We start from the raw sequence: 22,869 nt of genomic DNA, 5'->3' as shown, positions 1-22,869 counted from the left end.
AATTATACATTATCCATTATCCATTATCCATTCACCTAGTATATGAACAACATCACTGATCGCTTAACCGCCTTAGACTACGGTATCGTTTTAGCTTACCTGGTCATTCTAGCCATCATCGGCTATAGGGCGAGTAAGCCGCAAAAAGGCCACACAGATGAAACCCTGTTTCTAGCAAATAAATCGCTGGGCTGGGCGAGCATTGGCTTCAATATGTGGGGGACTAACGTAGGGCCATCCATGTTGCTGGCGTTTGCGAGCATCGGGTATAGTACGGGCATTGTGGCGATAAATTTCGATTGGTATGCGTTCGTATTTCTGTTCCTGCTGGCCATTGTTTTCGCGCCCAAGTATTTAGCCGCCAATGTATCAACTATGCCCGAGTTCATGGGGCAACGCTATGGAGAATCTACCCAAACTATTCTGGCCTGGTATGCGCTGATTAAAATCCTGATCTCGTGGTTGTCGCTGGGGCTGTTTGCCGGTGGCTTTCTGGTTCGGCAGATTTTGGGCATTCCCATGTGGCAATCGGTTATTGTACTGGTGCTGTTTGCGGGCCTGTTCGCGTACACGGGTGGACTGAAAGCCATTGCGCGCGTGAATGTGTTTCAGATGATCCTGCTGATCGTCGTCTCGCTGACACTCACGATTTTAGGCATCAATAAAGTGGGTGGCCTGGAAGCCGTTTATCAGAAAGCGCCCGCTGGCTACTGGAATCTGATTCACCCCGCCAGCGATACCAAGTACCCCTGGCCCGCTATTCTGCTAGGGTATCCCGTGGCCGCTATTGCCTTTTTCTGTACGGATCAAAGTATGGTGCAATCGGTGCTGGGCGCTCGAAATCTGGAGCAGGGGCAATTGGGCGTCAACTTCATCGGCTGGCTCAAGATCCTGTCGCTGCCGCTCTTTATTCTGCCGGGCATTCTTTGCTTTATTCTGTTTCCGAACCTCAACGACCCCGCCGAAGCCTATATGACGATGGTTACGAACCTGTTTCCGCCGGGTATGAATGGGCTGGTGATTGTGGTACTGATTGCGGTTTTGGTGGGTACGATTGGCTCGTCGTTAAACTCGTTGAGCACGGTATTCACGATGGACGTCTACGCCCGAAAAATCAACCCAAACGCCAGCAACCAGCAATTGATCAAAGTGGGGCGAATGACGGTTGTGGTGGGTTGCCTGTTTGCCATTCTGATGGCATTGGCCATTGACAGCATCAAAGGACTCAACCTGTTCGATGTATTTCAGTCGGTGCTGGGGTTCATTGCCCCGCCCTTGTCTGTTGTTTTTCTACTGACCGTTTTCTGGAAACGTACTACCCGAACAGCCGTAAATACCGTTTTGTCAGCAGGCTCGGCATTCAGTCTGGGCGTGGGCATTCTATATTTATGGGTTCTACCTCCCGATGAATATCCTTTTTGGCCGCACTATCTGTTGTTATCATTCGCCATTTTTGCGGTATTGTTGATCAAGGCGATTCTTATTTCAGTACTCGATAAAAATCCGTCTATTTATACACCCGTTACGGCTACCGCCATTCTGAAACCTACCCAACGGGTCTGGATAGCCTGGATTGCGCTGATTGTCATAATGGTGGGATTGTATCTTGTATTTTATTAAGTAGCCTGGACGGCCACGTCCGCGTGTAATCGAACTTGATTTTACCCGGACGTGGCCGTCCAGGCTACAGTGGCTTATGAAAAACAGTATGCGCCTACACCTTTCTCTTTTAATAAGCTGTCTAACCCTGTCAACGCAGGCGCAACCTCCTGTTCCGCCGTCGCTTGTTCTGTGGTACAAACAACCTGCGAATCAGTGGGTAGAAGCGCTCCCTATTGGCAATGGCCGATTGGGCGGCATGGTATTCGGAGGTATTCTGGAGGATCATATTCAGTTCAACGAAGCAACCCTCTGGACAGGGGAACCGCGTGAGTATCAGCGGGAAGGAGCAGTTCAGTACCTGCCCCAGATTCGCCAGCTCCTGACCGAAGGCAAACAGGCAGAAGCCGAAAAGTTAGCTCAGGAGAAATTCATGGGCAAGCAGAGCCATGAATCAGATTATACCCAGAAAAAAGATGCCTGGTTTGCCAGCGTTCGCGATGTAATAAACAAAAAAACGAGCCCTGCATCGGCTGAATTTGATGATCAGGCCTGGAAAACAATGTCGGTTCCAACGGCTGATGGCTGGGAAAAATCTGGCCTTGAAGGCCTGGATGGGGCCGTCTGGTTTCGTACCTCGTTTGAATTACCCGCAGCCTGGGCAGGCAAGGATGTTATACTGGATATGGGTAGAATCCGCGACCAGGATTTTACGTACCTGAACGGCGAACTTATTGGTACAGCCGAAGGCATCGCCAAAAACCGACGTTATACCATTCCGGCGGCAAAACTGCGCGTCGGCAAGAATCAACTGGCCATTCAGGTCATTAACCTCTTCGATAAAGGCGGGTTTATCGGTGTCAAAACCAATGAGCCAACCTTTGTCGTTTATCCCGAAGGTCAGCAACCAACGGACGGCGTTCCACTCGCTAACCCATTCAAGTATTGGATTCAGGACGATGCGCCCCCTGCCGCCCCCCGTTATCAGGCTGATTATCAACCCTTCGGTGATCTCTGGTTACGATTTAAAGAACATGGTCTAGCCATGAACTATCGCTTTGAACTGGATCTAACAAAGGCACTCTCTCGCGTTTCGTACACGGCCGATGGGGTTCGATTTACCCGCGAATACCTCGCCAGCGCACCCGACCAGGCTATTGCCATTCACCTAACGGCGAGTAAGCCAGGTCAAATTAGTTTCGAGACAACCCTGACCAGCCTGCATAAAAGCAGCTCCGTTCGGCGCATTGATAATCAGACGATTGCCTTGTCGGTGCAGGTCAGAAATGGCGCATTAAAAGGCGAAAGTCTGCTGCATATACAGACGCAGAAAGGCCAGATAAGCGTGTCGGACGGAAAGCTCATTGTTTCGGGAGCGGATGAAGCGACGCTCTACCTAACCGCAGGCACCAATTTCAAAAACTACAAAGACGTTTCCGGTGATCCGGCCATGATGAGCCAGCGACCCTTGCAAGCCCTACGCACAAAACGCTTCGAAACCGTTAAAGCGGCTCATATACGGGAATACCAGGCTTATTTCAATACCTTGACAATCGATCTGGGCGGCTCGCCCAATGAGGGACTTCCTACCGATGAACGACTGCAACAATTCGAGAAATCGTACGATCCATCGTTAGCGGCTTTATACCTCCAGTATGGTCGGTATTTATTGATCTCGAGTTCAAGGCCAGGCAATCAAACGGCCAATTTGCAGGGTATCTGGAACGACTTGCTCACCCCTCCCTGGGGCAGTAAATACACGACCAATATAAATCTGGAAATGAACTACTGGCCCGCCGAAATGCTGAATCTATCGGCCTGCCACGAACCGTTGTTAGCCGCCATCGAAGAAATGGCCGAATCAGGCCGGAAGACGGCCAAAGCGCACTATAATGCCCGCGGCTGGGTGCTGCACCACAACACCGATCTCTGGCGGGGAACGGCACCTATCAACGCATCGAATCATGGTATCTGGGTGAGTGGGGGTGCCTGGGTATCGCATCACCTCTGGGAGCATTACCGGTATACGCAGGATCGGACTTTCCTCCAAAAACGGGGGTATCCGCTGATGAAAGATGCCGCCCGCTTCTTCGTCGATTTTCTCATTAAAGACCCAAAAACCGGCTGGCTCATCAGTACGCCCTCCAATTCGCCTGAACACGGTGGTCTGGTGGCTGGTCCGACGATGGATCACCAGATTATCCGCGATCTGTTCAAAAACTGCATTGCTGCCAGTGAAATCCTGGGTATCGATGCCGCTTTCCGGGATACGCTGAAGACCATGTACACCCAGATTGCACCGAATCAGATTGGCAAGCGCGGACAATTGCAGGAGTGGTTACAGGATGTTGACGACCCTAAAGACACGCACCGACACGTGTCGCACCTCTGGGGTGTTCACCCCGGCACCGACATTACCTGGGACAGCACGCCCGATCTGATGAAAGCCGCCCGCCAATCGCTGGTGGAGCGTGGCGATGAAGGGACAGGCTGGAGTTTAGCCTGGAAAATCAATTTCTGGGCGCGATTCCACGATGGTAATCATGCTTATAACATGCTCAAACTCCTCTTCCGGCCCGCTATTTCGCCGGAAGGTATTACGGGGGGAGGCTCCTACCCCAACCTCTTCGATGCGCACCCACCCTTTCAGATCGACGGCAATTTTGGTGGTGCCAGCGGTATCGCGGAGATGTTGGTACAAAGTCAAGGTAAAACCATTGACCTACTGCCCGCTCTTCCCTCCTCCTTACCAACGGGCTACATCAACGGCATCTGTGCACAGGGTGGTTTCGTACTGAACCTTCGCTGGCAAAATGGTCATCTGAGTGGCGTTGACATTACCTCCAAAGCCGGTCAACCCTGCATTCTCCGCTATGGCGATAAACAAGTAAGTCTGACAACTGAATCGGGAAAAACTTATAAGCTAAATGGGGAGTTGAAAGTAATATGAACTTGACGAGAATAGACTTACGGCATCAGGCCATCTCAGCATCGCTATTCAAACCTACTTCATTAAGTCAGGCAGTTGAGCAGCTTGGATTTGTTCAGGCTGACCCGATCCGGTCACCGGCACGGGCTCAGGATCTTATCCTGCGTCATCGGGTGGAAAATTATCGGGTAGGCGATCTTGAACAAAATTATTCGACTATTCTGTTAGAAGAGGATTTTCTGTACGCCTATGGCTTTATGCCACTCTCAACCTGGCAGTTGCTCCATCCGAGGCACGAACGTGAACTCAGTTCAGATGAACAACGCGTACTCGCTATTGTTGCTAGTCAAAAACGTATTCACCCGCGCGAACTGGAAGCACACCTCGGTGCAGGACGTGAGCGTAATGATTGGGGTGGTTTCTCAAAAACAACGACCCGAACCCTGCAATCGCTCCACTATCACGGTGCCTTGCGGGTGGCAGAACGGGCCAATGGTATTCGGTTATATGCGTTGGCCAACCGGCAGCATGAGCCGATGGAGCCATCGGAACGCTTGCGTCAGCTCGTCTTGTTGATTGCAAACCTACTGGGTCCGCTATCGGATCGTAGTCTGCGCGCTGTTGTGCAGCATCTGTCCCGTGGCGCACCAACCCTGGAAGGAAGGCAGTCCAGTGTAAAAAAGCTGATCGAATCTGGCGAGCTTGCCTATGCTGTTGTTGATTCTATTCGGTATGTCTGGCCTGGTTGGTGGGCAATTGACAACCGACCCAATGAAACCGTTCGCTTTCTGGCTCCTTTCGATCCACTGAGTTGGGATCGCGCACGGTTTGAGCATTTCTGGGACTGGTTGTACCGGTTTGAGGCTTATACCCCTCCTGCCAAACGGCAACTGGGGTATTATGCCATGCCGATGCTCTGGCGAGACGACATCATCGGGTGGGTTAACATCTCGAATCAGAACGGAAACTTTTTCGTTGAGCCTGGGTTCAAAAAAGACGTATCAAATGACCAGGACTTTGACCGGGAGTACGAAGCGGAAGTGGAGCGATTTCGCCTTTTTCTTCAAAAGCGATAGATCCTAACAGATTGATTCTAAGTGGTACAACTAGTGTAAAAGCAAGCCCCGGTGGCTTATTTGATAACCTGGCCTTCACATTTAAAAGGGAACGTTAGCACTGTGTCTTTTTTGTGGATATAAAACACCAGCTCGTTCTTCCGTTTAACAACCGTATCCCCAATATCAATGTGATCCTCAAATAAAGGATACCAACTCCCCAGGTCAGCATATTTGACTTGACCACCCTTGTTTACATTCCTGCCCGTTATACTAAACCACTTACCGGTAAAGTCTCGTGCTTCTACTTTGATAGCACATTCTCTGGCCCGGTAGTTTTCTGCATCCAGTTCACAACGACTTCCTCCGCAGCCTGAATTCAATCCGATAAGTACAAAGGCGAAGACGATTTGCTTCATCATTCTTATTGATTAGTGGCAATCAGGAGAAAGTAGCTAGTTAATTGATGACAGATAAAGATAATAGATCTCCTCTCCGCCAAAAAGAGGTTTAACGTTTCCTAAAGTACTTCGGTATTCTCCGCTAAACTGCACCTGTTTTCCAACAATCTGATAGTCAGAAGGAAGATTACAGACCAGTCCTGTCCATTGACTATCTATAGTCCCGGGAAGATGATAATTGACGGTGTACATAGCTACATCCTGCCGATACCCGACCATACCTTTGAGGCTTTTGGCCTGATGGGTAACGGGATTAGACTCAAAACAAGCTGGGTTAGCCGATGGTGGTATAGGCAAGTTATCTTTTTGGCAAGATACCCCTACTCCTATCAGTAGTAAAATCAGAAGCACACTTCGTTCCATAATGCCCGTTGTTCATATTGATAGGTAGAGCTTTACTCGTGTTCGAAGGTTGCAATCACTAAAAAATTAGTCTGTATTATACCTGGGAGAAAGCCGCGGGAATCAGGAACATTCGGGTGATATTGGACACAATTCGGGCATCGGTAAACTCGGGCACGGAGCTGATCTTTTTCCATTCCGGATCACTGCCAAAGGTTTTCCAGTTCTGGTCGTGCTCCTCCATGTTGTCGAAGGTTAACATATAGGTCAGATTGGGGCGCATGGGGCCAATCAGCGTTTCACCGAAAAATACAGGAGTCAGGCCTACCCGTTTGAAAATAGCGATTTCGCCCCCCTGATTAAACATCTCGATTTTCTTCTTTCCTGCCGTCTCGTTATGGCTTTCATAGCGACGTAACTCAAAAATGCGCGACTTTTTTTCGGGCACTTCCAGCCTGGGCATTAAGGCAAAGGCTTTCAGTAAGGAACTTTCAATACGTTCGTAGGCAGGCGCGGTGGCTTCGGCTGTTAAATAATCGGTTCCGGCTTGCTGGTAAGCGGTATCGTTGGCCAGTTTATCGGGCATTGAAAAATAATCGTCCAGCGCGTTGAAGGGGATAACGGCAACCAGTTTCGTAAATCCCTGCGGAAGATATTCGGTGAATACACCAATGTTTTTGCTACCTAACCGATTAAGCGCCGGAATGAGGGCATTCTGAAAATAGGTTTCGACCGCTTTTCGCTGTCTGGCATTTTTCAGGCTATAAATCCGCAATTCATAAAACTCCGGGCTTGCATTTTGCTGAGCATCGGAAGCAGCTATAGCCGCGCTTACTGGAGAAATAACGGCACTTGTGAGTAAGGATGCCTTTACGAACTTACGTCTTTTCATCAGGAGTATTTTTGGCAATTGCAGTGCCGACCGTCCCGGTCGGGTGTCTTATAAGCGTTTCTTTCCCGACCGTCCCGGTCGGCACTACAATAAAAGCAGGAACACCCTCTATTCTATCTTACTTTTTTCTAACAAACCCTGAACTAGTTCTATATTTGTAAAGTTACTTAACAAGTTTACTTTACAAATATGACCTCGCCACCCCAACATGATCAGGAGCTATCAACCGAGCTACGAACGGTTGTGACCCGGCTCATTAAAAAGCTACGCACCCAGTCGCCGACTCATGCAAAACTTTCGCTTACCGAACGGTCTGTTATTAAGCTGCTCGATAAGCAGAAAGAAATGCTGCCCAACGAAATTGCTAAAATGGAAAAGGTGACGACACAGTCGATGTCGCAGATTCTGAATCATCTGTTGGCGCTTGGCTACATTACCCGGAACCCCTCAAAAATCGATAAGCGAAAAGTTCTAATCTCACTATCGGAAACAGGTGAGGCCATTTTACATGCTGTCAGAAATGAGGTAGATGAGTGGTTGACTAAAGCCATACAGGAAACCTGCTCCACCGAAGACAAAGCAATCCTTCGTCAGGCACTGGTCCCCTTAAGCAAGCTATTGGAAGTCGACTGAATCGCGTAAGTATCTGACGTTAAAATTCTTATACACAACTTACTCATCGAATCATGAAATGGTATCAGTATGTAGCTGCATTTTTTGCCGGTGCTTTCCTGGCTAATGTAGTGCCTCATTATGTGAACGGCGTTTCTGGCGATCCGTTTCCGAGTCCGTTTGCCAATCCCCCCGGCAAGGGTCTGTCTTCGCCAATGATCAATGTTTTGTGGGCCTGTTTCAACCTGTTTATCGGCTATATACTGCTTCGGGTAAGTAAGGCTTCTCCTCAGCACAAGCTGTTGATGTTCCTGCTGTTTTTAGGCTTTACAGCTCTCTCACTAATGGCAAGTAGTTCATTCATGGACAAGATGAAGCCCTGATTTTCAGTCAATTTCAAAGAACAGTATTCAACACTCGCGTTATGACCGTAACTACATTCAATGCGTTTAAAAGTCGCAATTACAGGCTGTTCTTTGCCGGGCAATCCATTTCCCTGCTCGGCACCTGGATGCAAAAAACGGCGGTAAGCTGGGTGATCTATTCGCAGACCCATTCCAAGCTCATGCTGGGCGTTAGTGTGTTTGCCACCCTATTTCCGTCGGCTTTATTGACACCCGTTGGCGGTGTTTTTTCAGACCGATACAATCGGTATCGGGTTCTGTTGCTCACGCAGGTTTTATCCATGGTACAGGCAATCCTGCTTACCACGGTTGTGTTCTTCAAGAACTATGCGGTTTGGGAGATCATTCTACTAAGCGTCATCTTAGGCTTGATCAATGCGTTCGATGTACCCGCCCGTCAGTCGCTGGTGTATGAGCTGGTCGACGACAAAAAAGACTTACCCAATGCAGTGGCATTGAATTCTTCGATGGTCAATTTATCCAAGTTGATTGGCCCAGCCATTGCCGGTATTGCCATCGAAAAATTAGGCGAAGTGGTCTGTTTCGGTTTGAATGCCATCAGCTTCATTGCGGTAGTTAGCTCGCTCCTGCTCATGAAACTGCCAACCTACGTCCCCAGGCTACATACAAAGAATATTCTGGGAGAGTTGGCCGAGGGGTTCGCCTATGTAAAAGAAACATCATCCATACGGTTTATTATTATCATGCTGGCACTGGTTAGCTTACTGGTCTTGCCCTTCACCAGCCTGATGCCTGTTTATGCAAAGGATGTGTTTCGTGGTACAGCGTCAACCTTTGGTCTGCTCGACAGTGCCATTGGACTTGGGGCATTTATCGGAGCCATTTTTCTGGCTTCCCTAAAACCCGGGGGCAACCTGAGCAAAATACTGGCCATTAATACCTTTGTTTTTGGGGCAGGGCTCATCTTATTTTCGTACACGCCCTGGTATCCACTGGCACTGTTCTTTCTCGTGATTGGCGCGTTCGGGATGATGTCGCAGATTACGATCAGCAATACCTTGCTTCAAACCCAGGCGGCTCCTGCCATGCGGGGTCGGGTCATTAGCATGTTCGTTATGGTGTATGCCAGTGCCTTACCGATTGGTAGTCTGATTGTTGGAACCCTATCAGAACACATTGGCGTACAGGCTACTGTACTGGGAGAAGGCATTCTGGCACTTGGGATTGGTGTGCTACACCTTCGCCATCTGCACACAAACAAACCCAGGCAAACAGTATCCACTTTGCCTGAACAACTGGCTCCCGAAGTGGCTCCACCTGTCTGACACAGTGGCCAGCACTCACGAAAACAGCATCGGCATTTTAGGGCACTGAACGGTATTTTCAGGCTAACTGACCGAATCTGTTTTTAGTCTTCCAGAGAAATTCCCATTTTTGGGTACTAAATCCCCTTTCAGGGTTTACTAATTTCTAAACTGTAGGCACAACTAATGCTTTAGCTGCGTTTAAACCGTCTGGAGTTCTTTTTTCCATGGCTGGTAGTAGGTTTCAAAAACCAGTCAGTAACCATTCATCATTAATTTAGCTAACTATGAAAAATTACATCAAAGGAGTTCTGTCCGGCATTGCGGCAGGGTTACTAATTGGCTACATGACGGCCCCTAATTCCGGCAAGAAAACGCGTAAAAAAATTGTCAAAGCGCTTGATAAACAGGCCAAAGAATTGACCAGCAGCCTAAGTGAGCAGTGGGATAAGACAATTGCAAAGGCCGAGGAAGTTGTTGGCAGCGTAAAAGGATAAGCCCCAACTTATAAACGCCCAGTTTACGTAGAAATCACGATAACGATGAAGCCCTGATCGCAGGTCAGGGCTTCATCGTTATCGTGATTTCTACATACAACCTCCCCTACCAATTCTCAGCTAAATCCAATTTATCAAGATTTTTTCAGTCAGGAATTGATCAGGGAATGGGTTAAGTCCAGCCGAAAATTCGGGAGAGAAGTAAGCCCGGAAAAATGTCGCAATTCACCCCAAAAATGCCGTTTACACCCCCTATCGAAGTGGTTGATGGGCAGTAAATTTGTCTAGTAAATCAGCCAAACAACAACTACACATGACACAACTCAAATCTAAAAATTCAACTTCTCCAGCCATGAAAAAGACAAAAATCACGTATTGGGTACTAACGGGTCTGTTCGCATTTGTTATGGCGGGTTCGGCTATTCCCAATATTATGGTCAACCCCATGTCGGTGCAAGGTTTTACTGAGATGGGGTACCCTACGTACATCATTCCATTTCTGGGCTGGGCCAAGCTATTGGGTGCAATTGCCATTCTGGTTCCGGGTTTTCCTCGCCTTAAAGAGTGGGCCTATGCCGGGCTTATATTCGATCTGCTGGGTGCTACGTATTCCGTCGCAAATAGTGGTAAAGCTGTCAGCCAGTGGGCGCCTATCTTTATTTTTGTGGCGCTGGGCTTTAGCTCGTATATTTTCTATCATAAGAAATTGAAAGCTACAGCTACAGCCTCATCAGAAACTGCTCCGATACAAGAAGCGCTCTCCTAGTTTTGTGTTAAAATATAGTAACCACAGAGGCACAGAGAACACAGAGAAATAGGTCATACTATAGTTATTTCTCTGTGTTCTCTGTGCCTCTATGGTTACTAATACCTTTCGTCTGTAAGACAGATTATAGTTCTGCGCCAAACAATGATTTGAATTCCGTAATTTTGCCACATGGAAAAGACGGAATCTCTCGAAGAGTTTTATAAGAAGAAGTTCAACTGGCTGCCCGATAACCTGCAACGGGGTATTGGCCACTTTAATGTATTTCGACTCGAGGATTGCCTGGGTTTAGGCGTTCCCGGCGTGCAATACAGCCGTCGGGACTTTTATAAGATCAGCCTGATCCGGGGAGAAAACGTATACCACTATGCCGATAAAAGTATTCAGATCAACGGCGCGACTCTCATGTTTTTCAACCCACAGGTACCCTATACCTGGGAGTCATTATCTGACGATAAAACCGGCTTCTTCTGCATTTTTACCGAAGCGTTCTTCACCGAAAAAATCAGGGGGAGCCTGAGTGAGTTGCCAATGTTCATGGCAGGGAGCAAACCAGCCTATATCCTAAATGCTACTCAGGATGAACACGTTAGCACGTTATTTCTGAAAATGATCGACGAAATTGGCTCTGATTATCAATATAAGTATGACTTGCTTCGCAATTATGTAACGGAATTGATTCATTACGCGCTGAAGATGCAACCTTCGGAAACACTGCACCAGCATCTGGACGCCAAATCACGGATCACAGCCGTTTTTACCGAGTTACTGGAACGTCAGTTCCCAATCGAATCGCCTGCACAACGGTTTAAGATGCGTTCAGCCAGTGATTTTGCCAATCAGTTATCCATCCACGTCAACCACCTGAACCGATCTATTCGGGAAACGACCGGCAAAACGACCACGGATTACATTGCCGAACGACTGATCAGCGAAGCGAAAGCGTTATTGAAACATACTGACTGGACTATAGCGGAAATCAGCTACAGTCTTGGTTTTGACGAGCCAGCTCATTTCAATCACTTTTTCAAGAAACAGATCCACCTGACACCCTCTGCTTATCGAAATGTTTGAATTTGGCAAGTATTGGTTTGGATGCCGCAATGTACTGTCCTGGTAAGCCCACTACTTTTGTTCCCGTTAAACGAGCAAAATTATGGATACCAAAAACGTGTGGTTTATTACAGGAGCGTCAAAAGGATTAGGGCTTTCACTGGTCAAACAACTACTACAACAGGGTTACAACGTTGCGGCAACCTCCCGAAACATCGAAGATCTGAGTCGGGCTGTCGGTCAGGCAGACAACCACTTCCTGCCACTATCGGTTGATCTGAAAACTGAAGCAAGTGTTGAAGCAGCCATAAACGCTACTATTGCACAGTTCGGGCGTATTGATGTGGTGGTGAATAATGCGGGCTATGGCTTACTAGGCAGTATTGAAGAGTTAACCGATCAGGAAGCCCGCGAAAATTTCGATGTCAATGTATTTGGCTCCCTGAACGTGGTCCGTTCTGCGATGCCCCATCTGAGAGAACAACAGTCGGGACATATCATTAATATATCGTCCATCGGCGGCTTCACAGGTAACTTTCCGGGATTTGGGATCTACTGTGCAACCAAGTTTGCCGTAGAAGGCTTTTCGGAATCGCTGGCGGCCGAAGCTAAAGCGTTTGGCATCAATGTGACAATTGTTTCACCCGGTTATTTCCGAACGGACTTTTTGACCGCCAGTTCCCTCGGCGTTCCCAGTCGCCAGATTGACGCATACGAAGCGGTACGGGCAAGCCAGCAGGCGCACCAAACTCAGATCAACGGCAACCAACCCGGCGATCCTGAAAAGGCAGTTGCAGCGCTGATCCGGATTGCATCAGAACAAAACCCTCCGCTGCACTTATTCCTTGGCCAGGATGCGTATGACATGGCGTACACGAAAATAAATGCCGTTAAGAATGAGCTGGAAAATTGGAAAGCTATGACCGTTTCGACTGGTTTTGACGCAGAAAGTGTCATCGCTTAAACGCTGATGGCAACTTTCAGCATGGTAATTTGTCTCACCCTGGCATGATCCTGTTTAGAGACGAATAAAGTTTAACCACAGAGGCAGAGAGTACACAGAGTTTAAAAGGATAAATTATCTCTGTGTACTCTGTGCCTCTGTGGTTAAACTTTATCCAATTTCTTATTTCAATGGGTCAAAGGCACCACCCCAGGTATTGTTCTGAATCAATTTGGGGTTGTTGTCAATTGCCGTTTGCGGAATAGCAAAGAAATAATACTCTGGTTTCCAGGCAATATCATACTTCGTATCCAATTGCTTGAAGGCAAGGGTGAAGTAGTCCGTATACGCCTTATCCAGACTAACATTGTCGCGGGTGGTGGCAAAATCGGCGGGAACACCCGTCGTTTTCAGATTGATCGTTACACCGGTTCTGCGTTTACCATTCAATGTTTTTTCGATCAGTTTCCAACGACGCAGATCCCAGAACCGTTTACCTTCAAAGGCGAATTCCAGTTGACGTTCGTACAGAATCGCATCAAATAGTTCAGCCCGGCTCATGTTGGCCTGTAGACCGTAGAGTCCATCTGTACCAGCTTCAATACCTGCCCGTTTACGAATGGCTTTCAGTTGCGTGTAGGCTTCGTCCGGTTGGTTAATACCAACGGCACTTTCAGCCAGATTCAGCAGTACTTCGGCAAACCGAATTTCAATCCAATCGGTACCCGAATACTGGACATCTCCCGCCGAAACAGATGGATTTATCGCTTTGCGCGTATAAAAACCTGTGTTGCTCGCTTTCGATTCAACGGTTTTTCCGCCTACGAAATACGTCCATACTTTATTGGCCGTGTTTCCATTGAGCGGCCAGGTTGCACCATTATAAGCAATAGTTTTGTCGAAACGAGGATCACGATTTTTATAGAACAACTGATCGGTATAGGTGTATTTGGTCGACTCACCTACTTTTTTTCCGTCCAGCATCGGGAAGGCTTTCACCATTTCCCACGATGGCTGATTTGAACCACCGGCTGTTCCGGCATACGACGGGCGGGTGCTATTGTCATAGCCGTTGTTTTTCCTCAACTGATCGCCTGTTGCCGTGTTATACCCGGTGATGAAAACCGCTTCGGGGTTATTGACTTCCTGGAACCATAGTTGATCGAACGACGCGTGCAGTCCAAATCCATTGGCCGTCAATACATCATAAGCCTGTTTATTGGCGGTATAAGATGCCTGCCATTTTGCCTGATCGTCGGATGGATTAAACTGAGGACTTGCCGCATACAACAGGACTCGTCCCTTCAACGCAGCCGCAGTCCCTTTCGTAATCCGCCCCCAATCACTGGAAGCAGCCCAACGGCCTGGTACCGATGCAATCGTTGAATCAAGATCACTGACAATCTGGGCAAAACATTCGGCGGTCGTATTTCGTGGCAGAAAGTCAAGTTGTTTGGCTTCGACACCAACAGCTGCCAGGGGCGACAAAACCAGCGGTACCCCTCCGTATAAACGTACCAGATCGAAATACCGCCAGGCCCGGAAAAACTGCGCCTGAGCCCGAAGTTTGTTCTTGGTAAACTGAGGTAAGGTTCCAGCGTTTACATCGCTCAAAAACGTGTTGATGACCCGAATCTTGCCATAGTTGTTGGTTGCATCGAGTTTAGTACCGAAATCACCAATTTCATTGATCAGCAAGGAGCCCTGTAACAACTTACTATCGGCATACGACTCATCCGACAGGCCGCTTAAACCCGTTGGTTCCGGTCCTAACGAGCCAATGGGAACTGGCAGGTTCTGATCGTAAATGTAATCGAGGTTCATCTGGGTCAGCGTCGAATCTTTAAAGATCAGCGCCCCGCTGGTTGAACTCAGATCGGTTTTATCGAGCACCTCCATGCAGCCCGTCAGGGCAAGCGATGAGCAGAAGGCGACAAGGAATTTATAGGAGAGTTTCATAGTATCTGAGGGAATTTTACAAACCAAGGTTTAAGCCCAGCGAGAATGAACGAAGTACAGGATAGGTGTTGTAATTACCCGAATAGGATTTGTAATCGTACGGATTGTACAGGTTCAGGGGGTTGGTGGCAACCAGATAAACGCGTACCGTACTTAACCCTGCTTTCCCTGCCAAACGAGCGGGCAATCCGTAGGAAATATTGAGGTTACGAACCGATGCCTGTGTCGCGCTTCTATACCAGAATTCGGAATCAACGGTGTAGGTATCTTTGTAATAAGGACTTGGGTAAGCAGCATTCGGGTTTTCGGGCGTCCAGTGATCCGACCAGAATACAGGCCGGTTTGCTGTGGGGGTGGCCTGTGAACGAGCATCCCCTTCCACCAGCGCCTGCCCGCCGAACGCACCACCAATCACAGCGGCAACTGAGAAACTTCGGTAAGACGCACTGAAATTGAACCCAAATCCGAAGTGATTGCTGGCCTTTTTGTTCAGATAATCCAGATCGTCGGTCGTAATTTTCCCATCAGGAGCGGTATATTGTCCCGATGCATCTTTAGGTCCTCTTACATCCTGGTAAAACAGCATACCTGGTTTTGGGGCAGCCCCAAAGAGCGTATAGCCGGGATTTTTCTCCAGATAAGTATCTACATCCTGCTGCGTTCTGAACATACCCAGATAATGGTAACCCAGTACGCCAACGTCCGTTGATCGCCCGGTTGGGTCTAAATAGGTTCCAAGAACACCCTTGTTCACGTCCACCAGAATTTGTTTGTTATCGCTCCAGCTCAGGAACGTGTTAACTTTATAGGACCAGTCGCTACCAATTTTATCGTTCCATCCGAGGGAGATCTCTGTTCCAAATCCATCTACACTGGCAAAGTTTTCCGAAGGCAGCGTAGCACCAACCAGCAGCGGAACGGACGATGTCAGGGACGTCAGCATGTTGTACCGATGATCGTAGAACGCATCCATCGTGAACGACAGTCGGCTTTTCAGGAATTGCGCATCCAGCCCGATGTTGTACTTCGTGTTGTTGTCCCAGCGAGCCTGACGGTTAGCCATGGCATTGTTAGGTGATACGATCAATGGACGGTCTGAGTTACCACCGAACACCGCTCCTTTACCCGTCTGGATCGAATAGCTGGTCAGCCAGTTATAGGGTTTGGTAGCATCTCCTCCCATAAAGCCCAGCGAACCGCGCAGTTTCAGGTAGTCAATTCCGCGAACATTGTTTTTAAAGAATGGCTCCTCAGAAATCACCCAACCCGCCGAGAACGAGGGGAACAGACCCCAGCGATATTCAGGAGCGAAGTTGGTAGAGGCATCGTAGCGTATCGCACTCTCGAACAGATACTTACCCGCATAATTGTAATTGATACGACCTGCGTAAGACAGAAAACCCGTTTCCGACTCGGTCTCAGATGTGGTCTGGGTGCCAATGGCGTAGCGCATATTATCCAGGCCACCAATAATTACCCCTTCGGCCATGGCTGCTACGTTGTCGGTATGCGTTTCGGCCTGCTCGAAGAAGGCGATGGCTGAAATCTGGTGTTTCCCGAACTGACGATCATAATTCAGGTAGCCGTTAAACTGGTACGTATCAATGTAACCTGGATTGATCCTGACCCGATCCCCATTGTTCAGGGACGTTGTTTTGATCACATCGCCACCGTAAATATGCTTATGGTCGCCCAGCATCGAGAAGCTGTACACGTTGTATTTCGTACCGTACTGTTTCCCAAAGCTATTATCGAAGGTGCGGCTGTACAGGACTCTGGCTTTCAGCCCTTTGATACCCGGAATGGTGTACTCCACATTGGCCGTTACGTTCAGGCCCGTTGTTTTGGTCTGGGTGTAGTTATTGGAATTCTGAACCTCGAAAAAGTTAAAGGCATCAATTGTATTCGTGTTGCTGGAATTCGAGAGCAGAACCGGCAGCCCGTTCACGTAAGGCGGATTGAACTGAGAGGTGTAGAGCAGACTTTTCATGTCGTTCTCTGCGTTTTCGCCCCCTTGCTTCAGGTAGTACATGCGTTTGTTGCCAATGTAGCTGCTCAAGGACAAAGCGGCTTTTAGTCCCCGGGTCACCTGCATATCGGCACTGGCGCGGAATGTCCACTTCCCAGTATTGATGTTATCGAAGTTGGCATTCTGAGCATTGTACGAAGCCCCCGCGAAATACGTAGCCTTATCGTTACCACCACTCACATTCAGGGCATGCCGTTGAACGGTTGACGGCTGCCAGGCCTGACGTAGCCAGTTGGTGTTATGATCGTTAAAATAAGCCAGCTCATCGGGGGTGTAAATGAGCGGGTCAGTTGGCAGTTTACCAGCCGCATAGTTCATGTCGTTCAGGTACGTAGCCTGTTGAACACCGTTCATCATGGTCGGCAGCGTAGCATCGGAAACACCCGTCGAGCCGCTGTAGCTGAATTTAGGCGCACCCGCTTTCCCACGTTTTGTTTGCACCACCACTACGCCCTGATTAGAGCGAGCCCCATAAATGGCAGCGGCAGCATCTTTCAAAACCGAAATAGCGTCTACTTCCGATACGTCGAGCGCGTTGAAATCGTCGGCTGACCGAACCACGTTGTCAATAACATACAACGGTTGCAGGGTTCCGCCATCTTTCGATAAAATGATCGGATTACGAATGGTAATGGTTGCATTTTCGCCAGGTCGGCTGGTACCTCCCGAAACACCGACACCAGGCAATTGACCCGCCAACACCGCTGACAGGTTATTAACGGGCAGGTCCTGAACGGCTTTCATATCAACCGTGGCGACAGCGCCGGTCAGGCTTGCTTTTTTCTGGGTACCGTAGCCAACGACGACCACTTCGCCCAGGGCAGCGGCATCCTCTTCCAGTTGAACGGTGAGGGCAGTTCGTCCACCAACCGGAACTTCCTGCGTTTTAAACCCGATGTAGCTGAAGATCAAGGTCTCACCTCCGGTTGGCAAATTAAGCCGAAACATTCCTTTTATGTCCGTAACCGTTCCGGTTTTCGTTCCTTTTAATAAGACGTTTACCCCTGGTAGCGGCTCGCCTTTGGCATCCTTAACCGTGCCGGTAATATTTTCCAGCGGGGCTTTCCGGGCAGAAGCCGTTCCAGAAAAAGGAGTTCCCTTCTCTGCGTAACAGACCTCCTCCGTAACCCCGCCCAGGAGAAGCGCGCAGACCAGCTTTATAGCACTGGTGAGCAGTTTTTGTGTTCGTAAAGGCGATACCATGCGTGTGTGATTAAGGATGCGTTGTTTTAAAATGATGTTTATTGCTGGTAGGATTCTGTGGGTTCTTCTTGTGATGTCAGATGAAAGTATCCGACACCACGAATGCTTCATTCCTTTGATTTTCCGGCTTCTTTCTCCCGGGCAATCCGTTCTTCCCATTCTTTGCTCGCCTTTTTCATGTCGATTCCGGCAGCCGACAGGTAGTTATTGATCCGTCCTTTATACTTGCCAAATTGGGCATGTTTTTTCTCCGATGTGCCTTCGTCCATGGCCCGCTCACGCGCTTCTGTCAGATAGGCGAGAATCTGTGCTTTTTGGGTGTCCGTTAAATCCGGCAACATAGCCTGATACCCTTTGTATGTAATGGGCAATACCCCGTACGTCATCCCATCTTTTACCATGTCTACTTGCTGAGCCGTTAAATCATGGGAAAGCACCGCCAGATACTCACGATGTAAAGCCGTCAGTTTGTTGTTGACACCTGCTTCAATAGCTTCTTTCCGGGTTTGTTCCGTGATACCTGCCAGGGCTTCTTTCCGGCTTTCATGGATGGTATTCAGGCTTCGATACTGTTGTGCAATTTCTGTTTTTACACGCTCGGCAACTTGCGGATCTGTAAGGCCAAGGGTATCTACAATCCTGGCCGCGCGCTCGTTGATCACTCGTGTATAAGCCGCTTCTTTACTTTCTATTGTCTGATCTTGCCCTAATGCAGTAAGCGCAACTAGCAGGGTCAGGAGACTGCTTACTAAGAGATTTTTTAGCCTATAGATCATCTCTGAAATTGATTAAAAACGTTCATTTCTACGGTAAGTGGGCAGGTTTTGGCGTAACGTTCAGGGTAGGCAAAAACCGTCATTAAGTGGGCATTAAAAGCAGACAAAAGCAGGAATAAACAATACTTTTCTATAACATGATACAAAAATATAGTACATTTTAGGGCAATAACTGCATTTTTTTGTCAATTTATTATAGGAAATTATCATAGAATAAATATGACTTATCTACGATATTTCGTTTAGGTTTGTAGTGTGATTACCTGAGCACATTTCTGGCTCTAACCGGAGAAGATATACTTGACCTGCAGCAGACAATTAGTCAGTAGGCTAGCTACCAGTCATGCTTATATAGTACAAGACCTTCGGCGTACCTGCTGACTCTATTGGATACATTTGCCAATTGCCATGAAACCACTATTTCGAAAAGTAACTGCCAATCTGGAGAGTTCATATACGGTTCGACACAACGTCTTACCTCATTTTAAGAACATCTGGCATTACCATCCTGAACTTGAGTTGCACTATATTCTCAAAGGTGAAGGGGTTCGGTTTATTGGGGATAAGATCAGTAATTTCTCGCCCGGCGAAATCGTGTTGGTCGGCGAAAATTTACCGCATACCTGGCGTAGTAATGAGGAATATTTCCACAATGATCCAGACCTCAATATTGAAGTCATAGTTATTCAATTTCTGCCCGACTGTCTGGGTGAGTATCTATTGAAATTGCCCGAAGCTTATTTAATTCCAAAGCTGTATGAACGGGCAAAGAGTGGTATGGTCATAACGGGCCAAACAAACGAGAAACTAGCCGAACTCATGCATCGGGCCGTTGATGCCACAAACCTCGACAAGCTGATTATTCTATTGTCTATACTGAAGATACTCTCCGAAACGAATGAGTACGAGATGATCGTGAATGGGCGGGCGGTATTTTACCAATCCAACGAAACCGATACGCTCCGCCTGAACAACGTGTGCAGTTATACACTGGAGAATTACAAGAAGGATATTACCCTGGAAGAAATATCGGCCATCAGCAATCTGAGCGTTACCTCGTTTTGCCGGTATTTTAAATTAATGACAAATAAGACGTACTACGATTTCCTGATCGAAATCCGTATTAGTCATGCCTGCCGGGCACTCATAGAAGATAAAACACCCACCGAAATTATCTGTTTCGACTGCGGGTTCAATAACGTATCGAACTTTTACCGTCACTTCAAAAAAGTAACAGGCTTAACTCCGCTTGAGTACAAACGGCAATATTTGAAAAAGGGGAAGGTGCTGGCGTAACGATGGCGCAAGGCTCTGGCCTTGTGTCTACTATTCCCCGGCCTCTGGCCGGTATTAACATTTATCACAATCCGGCCAGAGGCCGGGGAATAGTAGACACAAGGCCAGAGCCTTGCGCCATCATCAAACCACACTCAACTCCAGCTCATTCTGCAATTGGGTGTAGTCTTCATATAATCCCTCTACCTGTTTGGCAATGTCTGGCGTAAACGTACCTACACTCCGACGCGTAAAGGTGGTCATGTCGAAGCCGCGTAGCTGTAGGAAGTATTTTGAAACGATGGGATAGACGTTATGCATCACATCCATTTTGTCGATCAGGAACTGCTGTACTTTAGCCACTTCTTCCTGTAAATCGGCGTTGTCGTAATTCCGGCAAAGCCAGACGATCAACTCAGGAAAGTAATTCCCCTGAATACAGGAAAGTCCTGCCGATCCTGCTTTTAGTGACTCAACCGCGTGAGCCATGTAGGCATCATATAAGCCAAATCCTGGGCGGGAAGCCAATCGCAGTTTCTCTTTAATCTGCTGAAGATCAAGGCAGGTATCTTTATGATAAATAACCCGACCTGTATCGACAAATAACTTTAGCTGATCGGGTGAAATCAGACGTTTATAGGGAACAGGGCATTCGTAAAACCCAACCGGAATTGTTTCGGTCTGGTCCAGCAAGTGTAAAACCCGCTCGTTGAAGACCGCATCCGAATCGGCTTCATCGGCCAGCAAGCCCGTAATCAGAATGACGGCCTGGGTACCTGTGTTGTTTACCTTTTTAACAAATTCAGCCTGCTGCTCAATTGGCCCACCAAATGTGCCTGTAGCCACCACGGGAACCGCGCCATTTACCACCTTGATAACGTGCTCGATGATCTGAATCCGCTCCTGTTCGCTCAATTCGAACATTTCGCTCGACAGACAATTGGCAAACATACCCGCGGCACCAGCCTGGAGGTAAAACTCGGTGAGCCGGGTCAGGGCATCAAAATCAATGGCACCCGTTGTGGTAAACGGCGTAAGCATCACCGGAATAAATCCCTTTTCTACTGTTTTCATATTGACTAAGTAATGGGTAATGTAAAATGGACAATGTAAAATGCATAATGACTACTAATCAGATCATTACACATTTTACTTTATCCATTTTACATTACCCATTATCCATTTTACATTATTCATTTACAATTACTTCTTTTCTGACTTGCTCCAACGAGCGGCCTTTCAATTTTGTCAGGATCAATCCCACCAGAAAAATGGTGAGCGTACCGATCACAATAATCATGTTGCTATGCAGCGGATTGCGTAGATAACTGAATTGATCGGGGAGATTACTGGAGAATGTCATCCAGACAATGACCAGCACACCAATGCAGGTGGCGGTTAGCGCTTCATGGCTGTTGGTACGTCGGCTGATCAGGCCAAGCAAAAATAATCCGAGCATACCAGCCGCAAAAATACCGGAGAGTGTCCACCAGGTATCCAGAATACTTTTCACCCCAATCATAGCCAGTCCGGTTCCTAATCCTAATAAACCAACCACTACGGTAGTCAGGTGAAGAAGGCGCAATAACTTTTTGTCCGATATATCGGCGTTGATGTACCGTTTGTAGATGTCTTCCGTAAATACGGTAGCCGATGCATTCATACCCGAACTGATGGTGCTCATAGCTGCCGACAGTATGGCCGAAATGATCAATCCCATCAGCCCTGCCGGTACTTTAGTCACCATAAAATGAGGCATCACTTTATCGCCGTAATCAGCGGGTTGAAGCGTGGCCATGAGTTGGGTCACTTCGGCCGCCGAAGCCGTTGTGGGCAAACGATCCATCGCTACTTTTTGCTTGATGGCTTCAATAAACTCAGGATGGACCTGATAATACGCGAACAGGCAGGAGCCGATCACAAAGAACATGAGTGAAGCAGGAACATAGAGCCAAACGCACAACCAGAGCGATTTCGAGGCCTCTTTGGCCGATGAAGTCGTATGATACCGCTGAATGTAATTCTGGTCCATCCCAAAATTATTTAGGTTGATAAAGAACCCATACAACAGCACCACCCAAAACGACGATTGCGTAAAATCGGGTGCGTAGCTCCCCAGGCTAAACTTATCGTGGCTAACACCAATGTCGACAATTTTAGAAACGCCACCCGGCATCGACTGAACAATCAGGTACAGAATCAGCAGAGCCCCAAAGGTTTTGATAACAGCCTGCACCACTTCGGTCCAGATCACGGCCTCCATCCCACCCATAACGGTATAAATGATGATACAAACACCCATTACGATCATGATCATCTGCATAGAATAACCCGTAAGTGCCTGTAAACTAATGGCTATCCCCAAAAAAATTGACCCCATTCGGGCTAACTGCGTCAGTAAAAAACAAACAACGGCGTAGGTCCTGGCCCAAGGACCAAAGCGGTGTTCGAGGTGGGTATAGGCGGAAATTTCGCCGGTTTGCCGGTAGAAGGGTACAAAAAAACGCGATGCCATATAAGCCGCGAGCGGCATAGACAGGCTAAATACAAAGGAATTCCAGTTGCCGCCAAACGCTTTCCCCGGCACACCCAGAAAGGTGTTGCTGCTCAGGAAGGTAGCATAGATCGACATTCCTAACGCCCAACCCGGAATCTGGCCGGACGCTTTAGTGAACTGGTCGGTATTCTTGTTTTTTCGGGAAAAGTAAACGCCAACCAGCACCATCGCCACGAGGTAAGCAGCAATGACAGCCAGGTCGAATAAGGGTAGGTTTTTCATGTAGCAGGAATAGGGTAAAGGGTCAATCGG

The 22,869-nt window shown here is 48.0% G+C and carries 19 protein-coding genes; 11 read left to right on the top strand and 8 right to left on the bottom strand.

Annotated features, from left to right (window positions below; all coding sequences use genetic code 11):
• The first annotated feature begins 42 nt into the window (after positions 1-42).
• The 3 genes from ACYVGO_RS34160 to ACYVGO_RS34150 all read left to right on the top strand — a co-directional run bounded on the left by ACYVGO_RS34160 (position 43) and on the right by ACYVGO_RS34150 (position 5,604).
• Complete coding sequence (locus ACYVGO_RS34160; RefSeq protein ID WP_460973199.1) at positions 43-1,620, top strand: sodium:solute symporter family transporter; 1,578 nt, start codon at positions 43-45, stop codon at positions 1,618-1,620.
• Positions 1,621-1,708: 88 nt separating this feature from the next.
• On the top strand, positions 1,709-4,549 hold the full coding sequence (locus tag ACYVGO_RS34155; RefSeq protein ID WP_460973197.1) for a glycoside hydrolase family 95 protein: 2,841 nt from the start codon (positions 1,709-1,711) through the stop codon (positions 4,547-4,549).
• The gene (locus ACYVGO_RS34150) at positions 4,546-5,604 is read left to right on the top strand and encodes a DNA glycosylase AlkZ-like family protein (protein ID WP_460973195.1); all 1,059 of its coding nucleotides are present in this window, start codon (positions 4,546-4,548) and stop codon (positions 5,602-5,604) included. The genes ACYVGO_RS34155 and ACYVGO_RS34150 overlap by 4 nt, the downstream gene beginning before the upstream one ends.
• A gap of 56 nt (positions 5,605-5,660) precedes the next feature.
• Here the strand turns inward: ACYVGO_RS34150 and ACYVGO_RS34145 are convergent, their stop codons facing one another.
• The 3 genes from ACYVGO_RS34145 to ACYVGO_RS34135 all read right to left on the bottom strand — a co-directional run bounded on the left by ACYVGO_RS34145 (position 5,661) and on the right by ACYVGO_RS34135 (position 7,278).
• A complete protein-coding gene (locus tag ACYVGO_RS34145; RefSeq protein WP_460973193.1) occupies positions 5,661-6,005 on the bottom strand; it encodes a hypothetical protein in 345 nt (114 codons plus the stop codon).
• Positions 6,006-6,038: 33 nt separating this feature from the next.
• Complete coding sequence (locus ACYVGO_RS34140) at positions 6,039-6,407, bottom strand: hypothetical protein (RefSeq protein ID WP_460973191.1); 369 nt, start codon at positions 6,405-6,407, stop codon at positions 6,039-6,041.
• Between the two features lie 76 nt (positions 6,408-6,483).
• A complete protein-coding gene (locus tag ACYVGO_RS34135; RefSeq protein ID WP_142773647.1) occupies positions 6,484-7,278 on the bottom strand; it encodes an NIPSNAP family protein in 795 nt (264 codons plus the stop codon).
• A gap of 189 nt (positions 7,279-7,467) precedes the next feature.
• On the opposite strand from ACYVGO_RS34135, the gene ACYVGO_RS34130 reads away from it, so the two are divergent.
• The 7 genes from ACYVGO_RS34130 to ACYVGO_RS34100 all read left to right on the top strand — a co-directional run bounded on the left by ACYVGO_RS34130 (position 7,468) and on the right by ACYVGO_RS34100 (position 12,839).
• Entirely contained in the window at positions 7,468-7,911 is a 444-nt protein-coding gene (locus tag ACYVGO_RS34130; protein ID WP_460973189.1) for a MarR family winged helix-turn-helix transcriptional regulator, read from the top strand.
• A 53-nt stretch (positions 7,912-7,964) separates the two neighbouring features.
• Positions 7,965-8,273 (top strand): hypothetical protein, encoded by a 309-nt coding sequence (locus ACYVGO_RS34125; RefSeq protein ID WP_142773649.1) that lies wholly within the window; start codon positions 7,965-7,967, stop codon positions 8,271-8,273.
• A 41-nt stretch (positions 8,274-8,314) separates the two neighbouring features.
• Complete coding sequence (locus tag ACYVGO_RS34120; protein ID WP_460973187.1) at positions 8,315-9,580, top strand: MFS transporter; 1,266 nt, start codon at positions 8,315-8,317, stop codon at positions 9,578-9,580.
• 266 nt (positions 9,581-9,846) lie between these two features.
• Positions 9,847-10,056 carry a YtxH domain-containing protein gene (locus ACYVGO_RS34115; protein ID WP_142773651.1) on the top strand — a complete coding sequence of 70 codons (210 nt, stop codon included), beginning with the start codon at positions 9,847-9,849 and terminating at the stop codon, positions 10,054-10,056.
• Positions 10,057-10,408: 352 nt separating this feature from the next.
• Entirely contained in the window at positions 10,409-10,822 is a 414-nt protein-coding gene (locus ACYVGO_RS34110; RefSeq protein WP_460973185.1) for a DoxX family protein, read from the top strand.
• Positions 10,823-10,993: 171 nt separating this feature from the next.
• Complete coding sequence (locus ACYVGO_RS34105) at positions 10,994-11,896, top strand: helix-turn-helix domain-containing protein (protein WP_460973183.1); 903 nt, start codon at positions 10,994-10,996, stop codon at positions 11,894-11,896.
• An 82-nt stretch (positions 11,897-11,978) separates the two neighbouring features.
• A complete protein-coding gene (locus ACYVGO_RS34100; RefSeq protein ID WP_460973182.1) occupies positions 11,979-12,839 on the top strand; it encodes an oxidoreductase in 861 nt (286 codons plus the stop codon).
• 162 nt (positions 12,840-13,001) lie between these two features.
• On the opposite strand, the gene ACYVGO_RS34095 is transcribed toward ACYVGO_RS34100, so the two are convergent.
• From ACYVGO_RS34095 to ACYVGO_RS34085, 3 genes are all read right to left on the bottom strand, one after another.
• On the bottom strand, positions 13,002-14,777 hold the full coding sequence (locus tag ACYVGO_RS34095; protein WP_460973180.1) for a RagB/SusD family nutrient uptake outer membrane protein: 1,776 nt from the start codon (positions 14,775-14,777) through the stop codon (positions 13,002-13,004).
• Positions 14,778-14,793: 16 nt separating this feature from the next.
• Complete coding sequence (locus ACYVGO_RS34090) at positions 14,794-18,009, bottom strand: SusC/RagA family TonB-linked outer membrane protein (RefSeq protein ID WP_460973178.1); 3,216 nt, start codon at positions 18,007-18,009, stop codon at positions 14,794-14,796.
• A 107-nt stretch (positions 18,010-18,116) separates the two neighbouring features.
• Positions 18,117-18,785 (bottom strand): DUF3826 domain-containing protein, encoded by a 669-nt coding sequence (locus ACYVGO_RS34085; protein ID WP_460973177.1) that lies wholly within the window; start codon positions 18,783-18,785, stop codon positions 18,117-18,119.
• Between the two features lie 408 nt (positions 18,786-19,193).
• Between ACYVGO_RS34085 and ACYVGO_RS34080 the strand changes: the two genes are divergently transcribed.
• Entirely contained in the window at positions 19,194-20,081 is an 888-nt protein-coding gene (locus tag ACYVGO_RS34080; protein ID WP_142773658.1) for an AraC family transcriptional regulator, read from the top strand.
• A gap of 123 nt (positions 20,082-20,204) precedes the next feature.
• Here ACYVGO_RS34080 and ACYVGO_RS34075 read toward each other — a convergent pair whose 3' ends face one another.
• Together ACYVGO_RS34075 and ACYVGO_RS34070 are read right to left on the bottom strand one after the other, a co-directional pair.
• Positions 20,205-21,134, bottom strand: a complete 930-nt coding sequence (locus ACYVGO_RS34075; RefSeq protein ID WP_460973176.1) for a dihydrodipicolinate synthase family protein — start codon at positions 21,132-21,134, stop codon at positions 20,205-20,207.
• A 115-nt stretch (positions 21,135-21,249) separates the two neighbouring features.
• Positions 21,250-22,839 (bottom strand): sodium:solute symporter family protein, encoded by a 1,590-nt coding sequence (locus ACYVGO_RS34070; protein ID WP_142773660.1) that lies wholly within the window; start codon positions 22,837-22,839, stop codon positions 21,250-21,252.
• Positions 22,840-22,869 lie beyond the last annotated feature (30 nt).

This window comes from Spirosoma migulaei (genome assembly GCF_054776855.1).
Note: the sequence above shows the minus strand (reverse complement) of the source record. Positions and strands in the feature narration are given on the sequence as shown.

Excerpts from the sequence above, each read along its gene's own strand:
- ACYVGO_RS34145 (WP_460973193.1), bottom strand. The coding sequence starts at position 6,005 with ATGATGAAGCAAATCGTCTTCGCCTTTGTACTTATCGGATTGAATTCA.
- ACYVGO_RS34075 (WP_460973176.1), bottom strand. The coding sequence starts at position 21,134 with ATGAAAACAGTAGAAAAGGGATTTATTCCGGTGATGCTTACGCCGTTT.
- ACYVGO_RS34090 (WP_460973178.1), bottom strand. The coding sequence starts at position 18,009 with ATGGTATCGCCTTTACGAACACAAAAACTGCTCACCAGTGCTATAAAG.
- ACYVGO_RS34150 (WP_460973195.1), top strand. The coding sequence starts at position 4,546 with ATGAACTTGACGAGAATAGACTTACGGCATCAGGCCATCTCAGCATCG.
- ACYVGO_RS34110 (WP_460973185.1), top strand. The coding sequence starts at position 10,409 with ATGAAAAAGACAAAAATCACGTATTGGGTACTAACGGGTCTGTTCGCA.
- ACYVGO_RS34160 (WP_460973199.1), top strand. The coding sequence starts at position 43 with ATGAACAACATCACTGATCGCTTAACCGCCTTAGACTACGGTATCGTT.
- ACYVGO_RS34100 (WP_460973182.1), top strand. The coding sequence starts at position 11,979 with ATGGATACCAAAAACGTGTGGTTTATTACAGGAGCGTCAAAAGGATTA.
- ACYVGO_RS34115 (WP_142773651.1), top strand. The coding sequence starts at position 9,847 with ATGAAAAATTACATCAAAGGAGTTCTGTCCGGCATTGCGGCAGGGTTA.
- ACYVGO_RS34130 (WP_460973189.1), top strand. The coding sequence starts at position 7,468 with ATGACCTCGCCACCCCAACATGATCAGGAGCTATCAACCGAGCTACGA.
- ACYVGO_RS34140 (WP_460973191.1), bottom strand. The coding sequence starts at position 6,407 with ATGGAACGAAGTGTGCTTCTGATTTTACTACTGATAGGAGTAGGGGTA.
- ACYVGO_RS34085 (WP_460973177.1), bottom strand. The coding sequence starts at position 18,785 with ATGATCTATAGGCTAAAAAATCTCTTAGTAAGCAGTCTCCTGACCCTG.
- ACYVGO_RS34120 (WP_460973187.1), top strand. The coding sequence starts at position 8,315 with ATGACCGTAACTACATTCAATGCGTTTAAAAGTCGCAATTACAGGCTG.
- ACYVGO_RS34070 (WP_142773660.1), bottom strand. The coding sequence starts at position 22,839 with ATGAAAAACCTACCCTTATTCGACCTGGCTGTCATTGCTGCTTACCTC.
- ACYVGO_RS34155 (WP_460973197.1), top strand. The coding sequence starts at position 1,709 with ATGCGCCTACACCTTTCTCTTTTAATAAGCTGTCTAACCCTGTCAACG.
- ACYVGO_RS34095 (WP_460973180.1), bottom strand. The coding sequence starts at position 14,777 with ATGAAACTCTCCTATAAATTCCTTGTCGCCTTCTGCTCATCGCTTGCC.
- ACYVGO_RS34125 (WP_142773649.1), top strand. The coding sequence starts at position 7,965 with ATGAAATGGTATCAGTATGTAGCTGCATTTTTTGCCGGTGCTTTCCTG.
- ACYVGO_RS34080 (WP_142773658.1), top strand. The coding sequence starts at position 19,194 with ATGAAACCACTATTTCGAAAAGTAACTGCCAATCTGGAGAGTTCATAT.
- ACYVGO_RS34105 (WP_460973183.1), top strand. The coding sequence starts at position 10,994 with ATGGAAAAGACGGAATCTCTCGAAGAGTTTTATAAGAAGAAGTTCAAC.
- ACYVGO_RS34135 (WP_142773647.1), bottom strand. The coding sequence starts at position 7,278 with ATGAAAAGACGTAAGTTCGTAAAGGCATCCTTACTCACAAGTGCCGTT.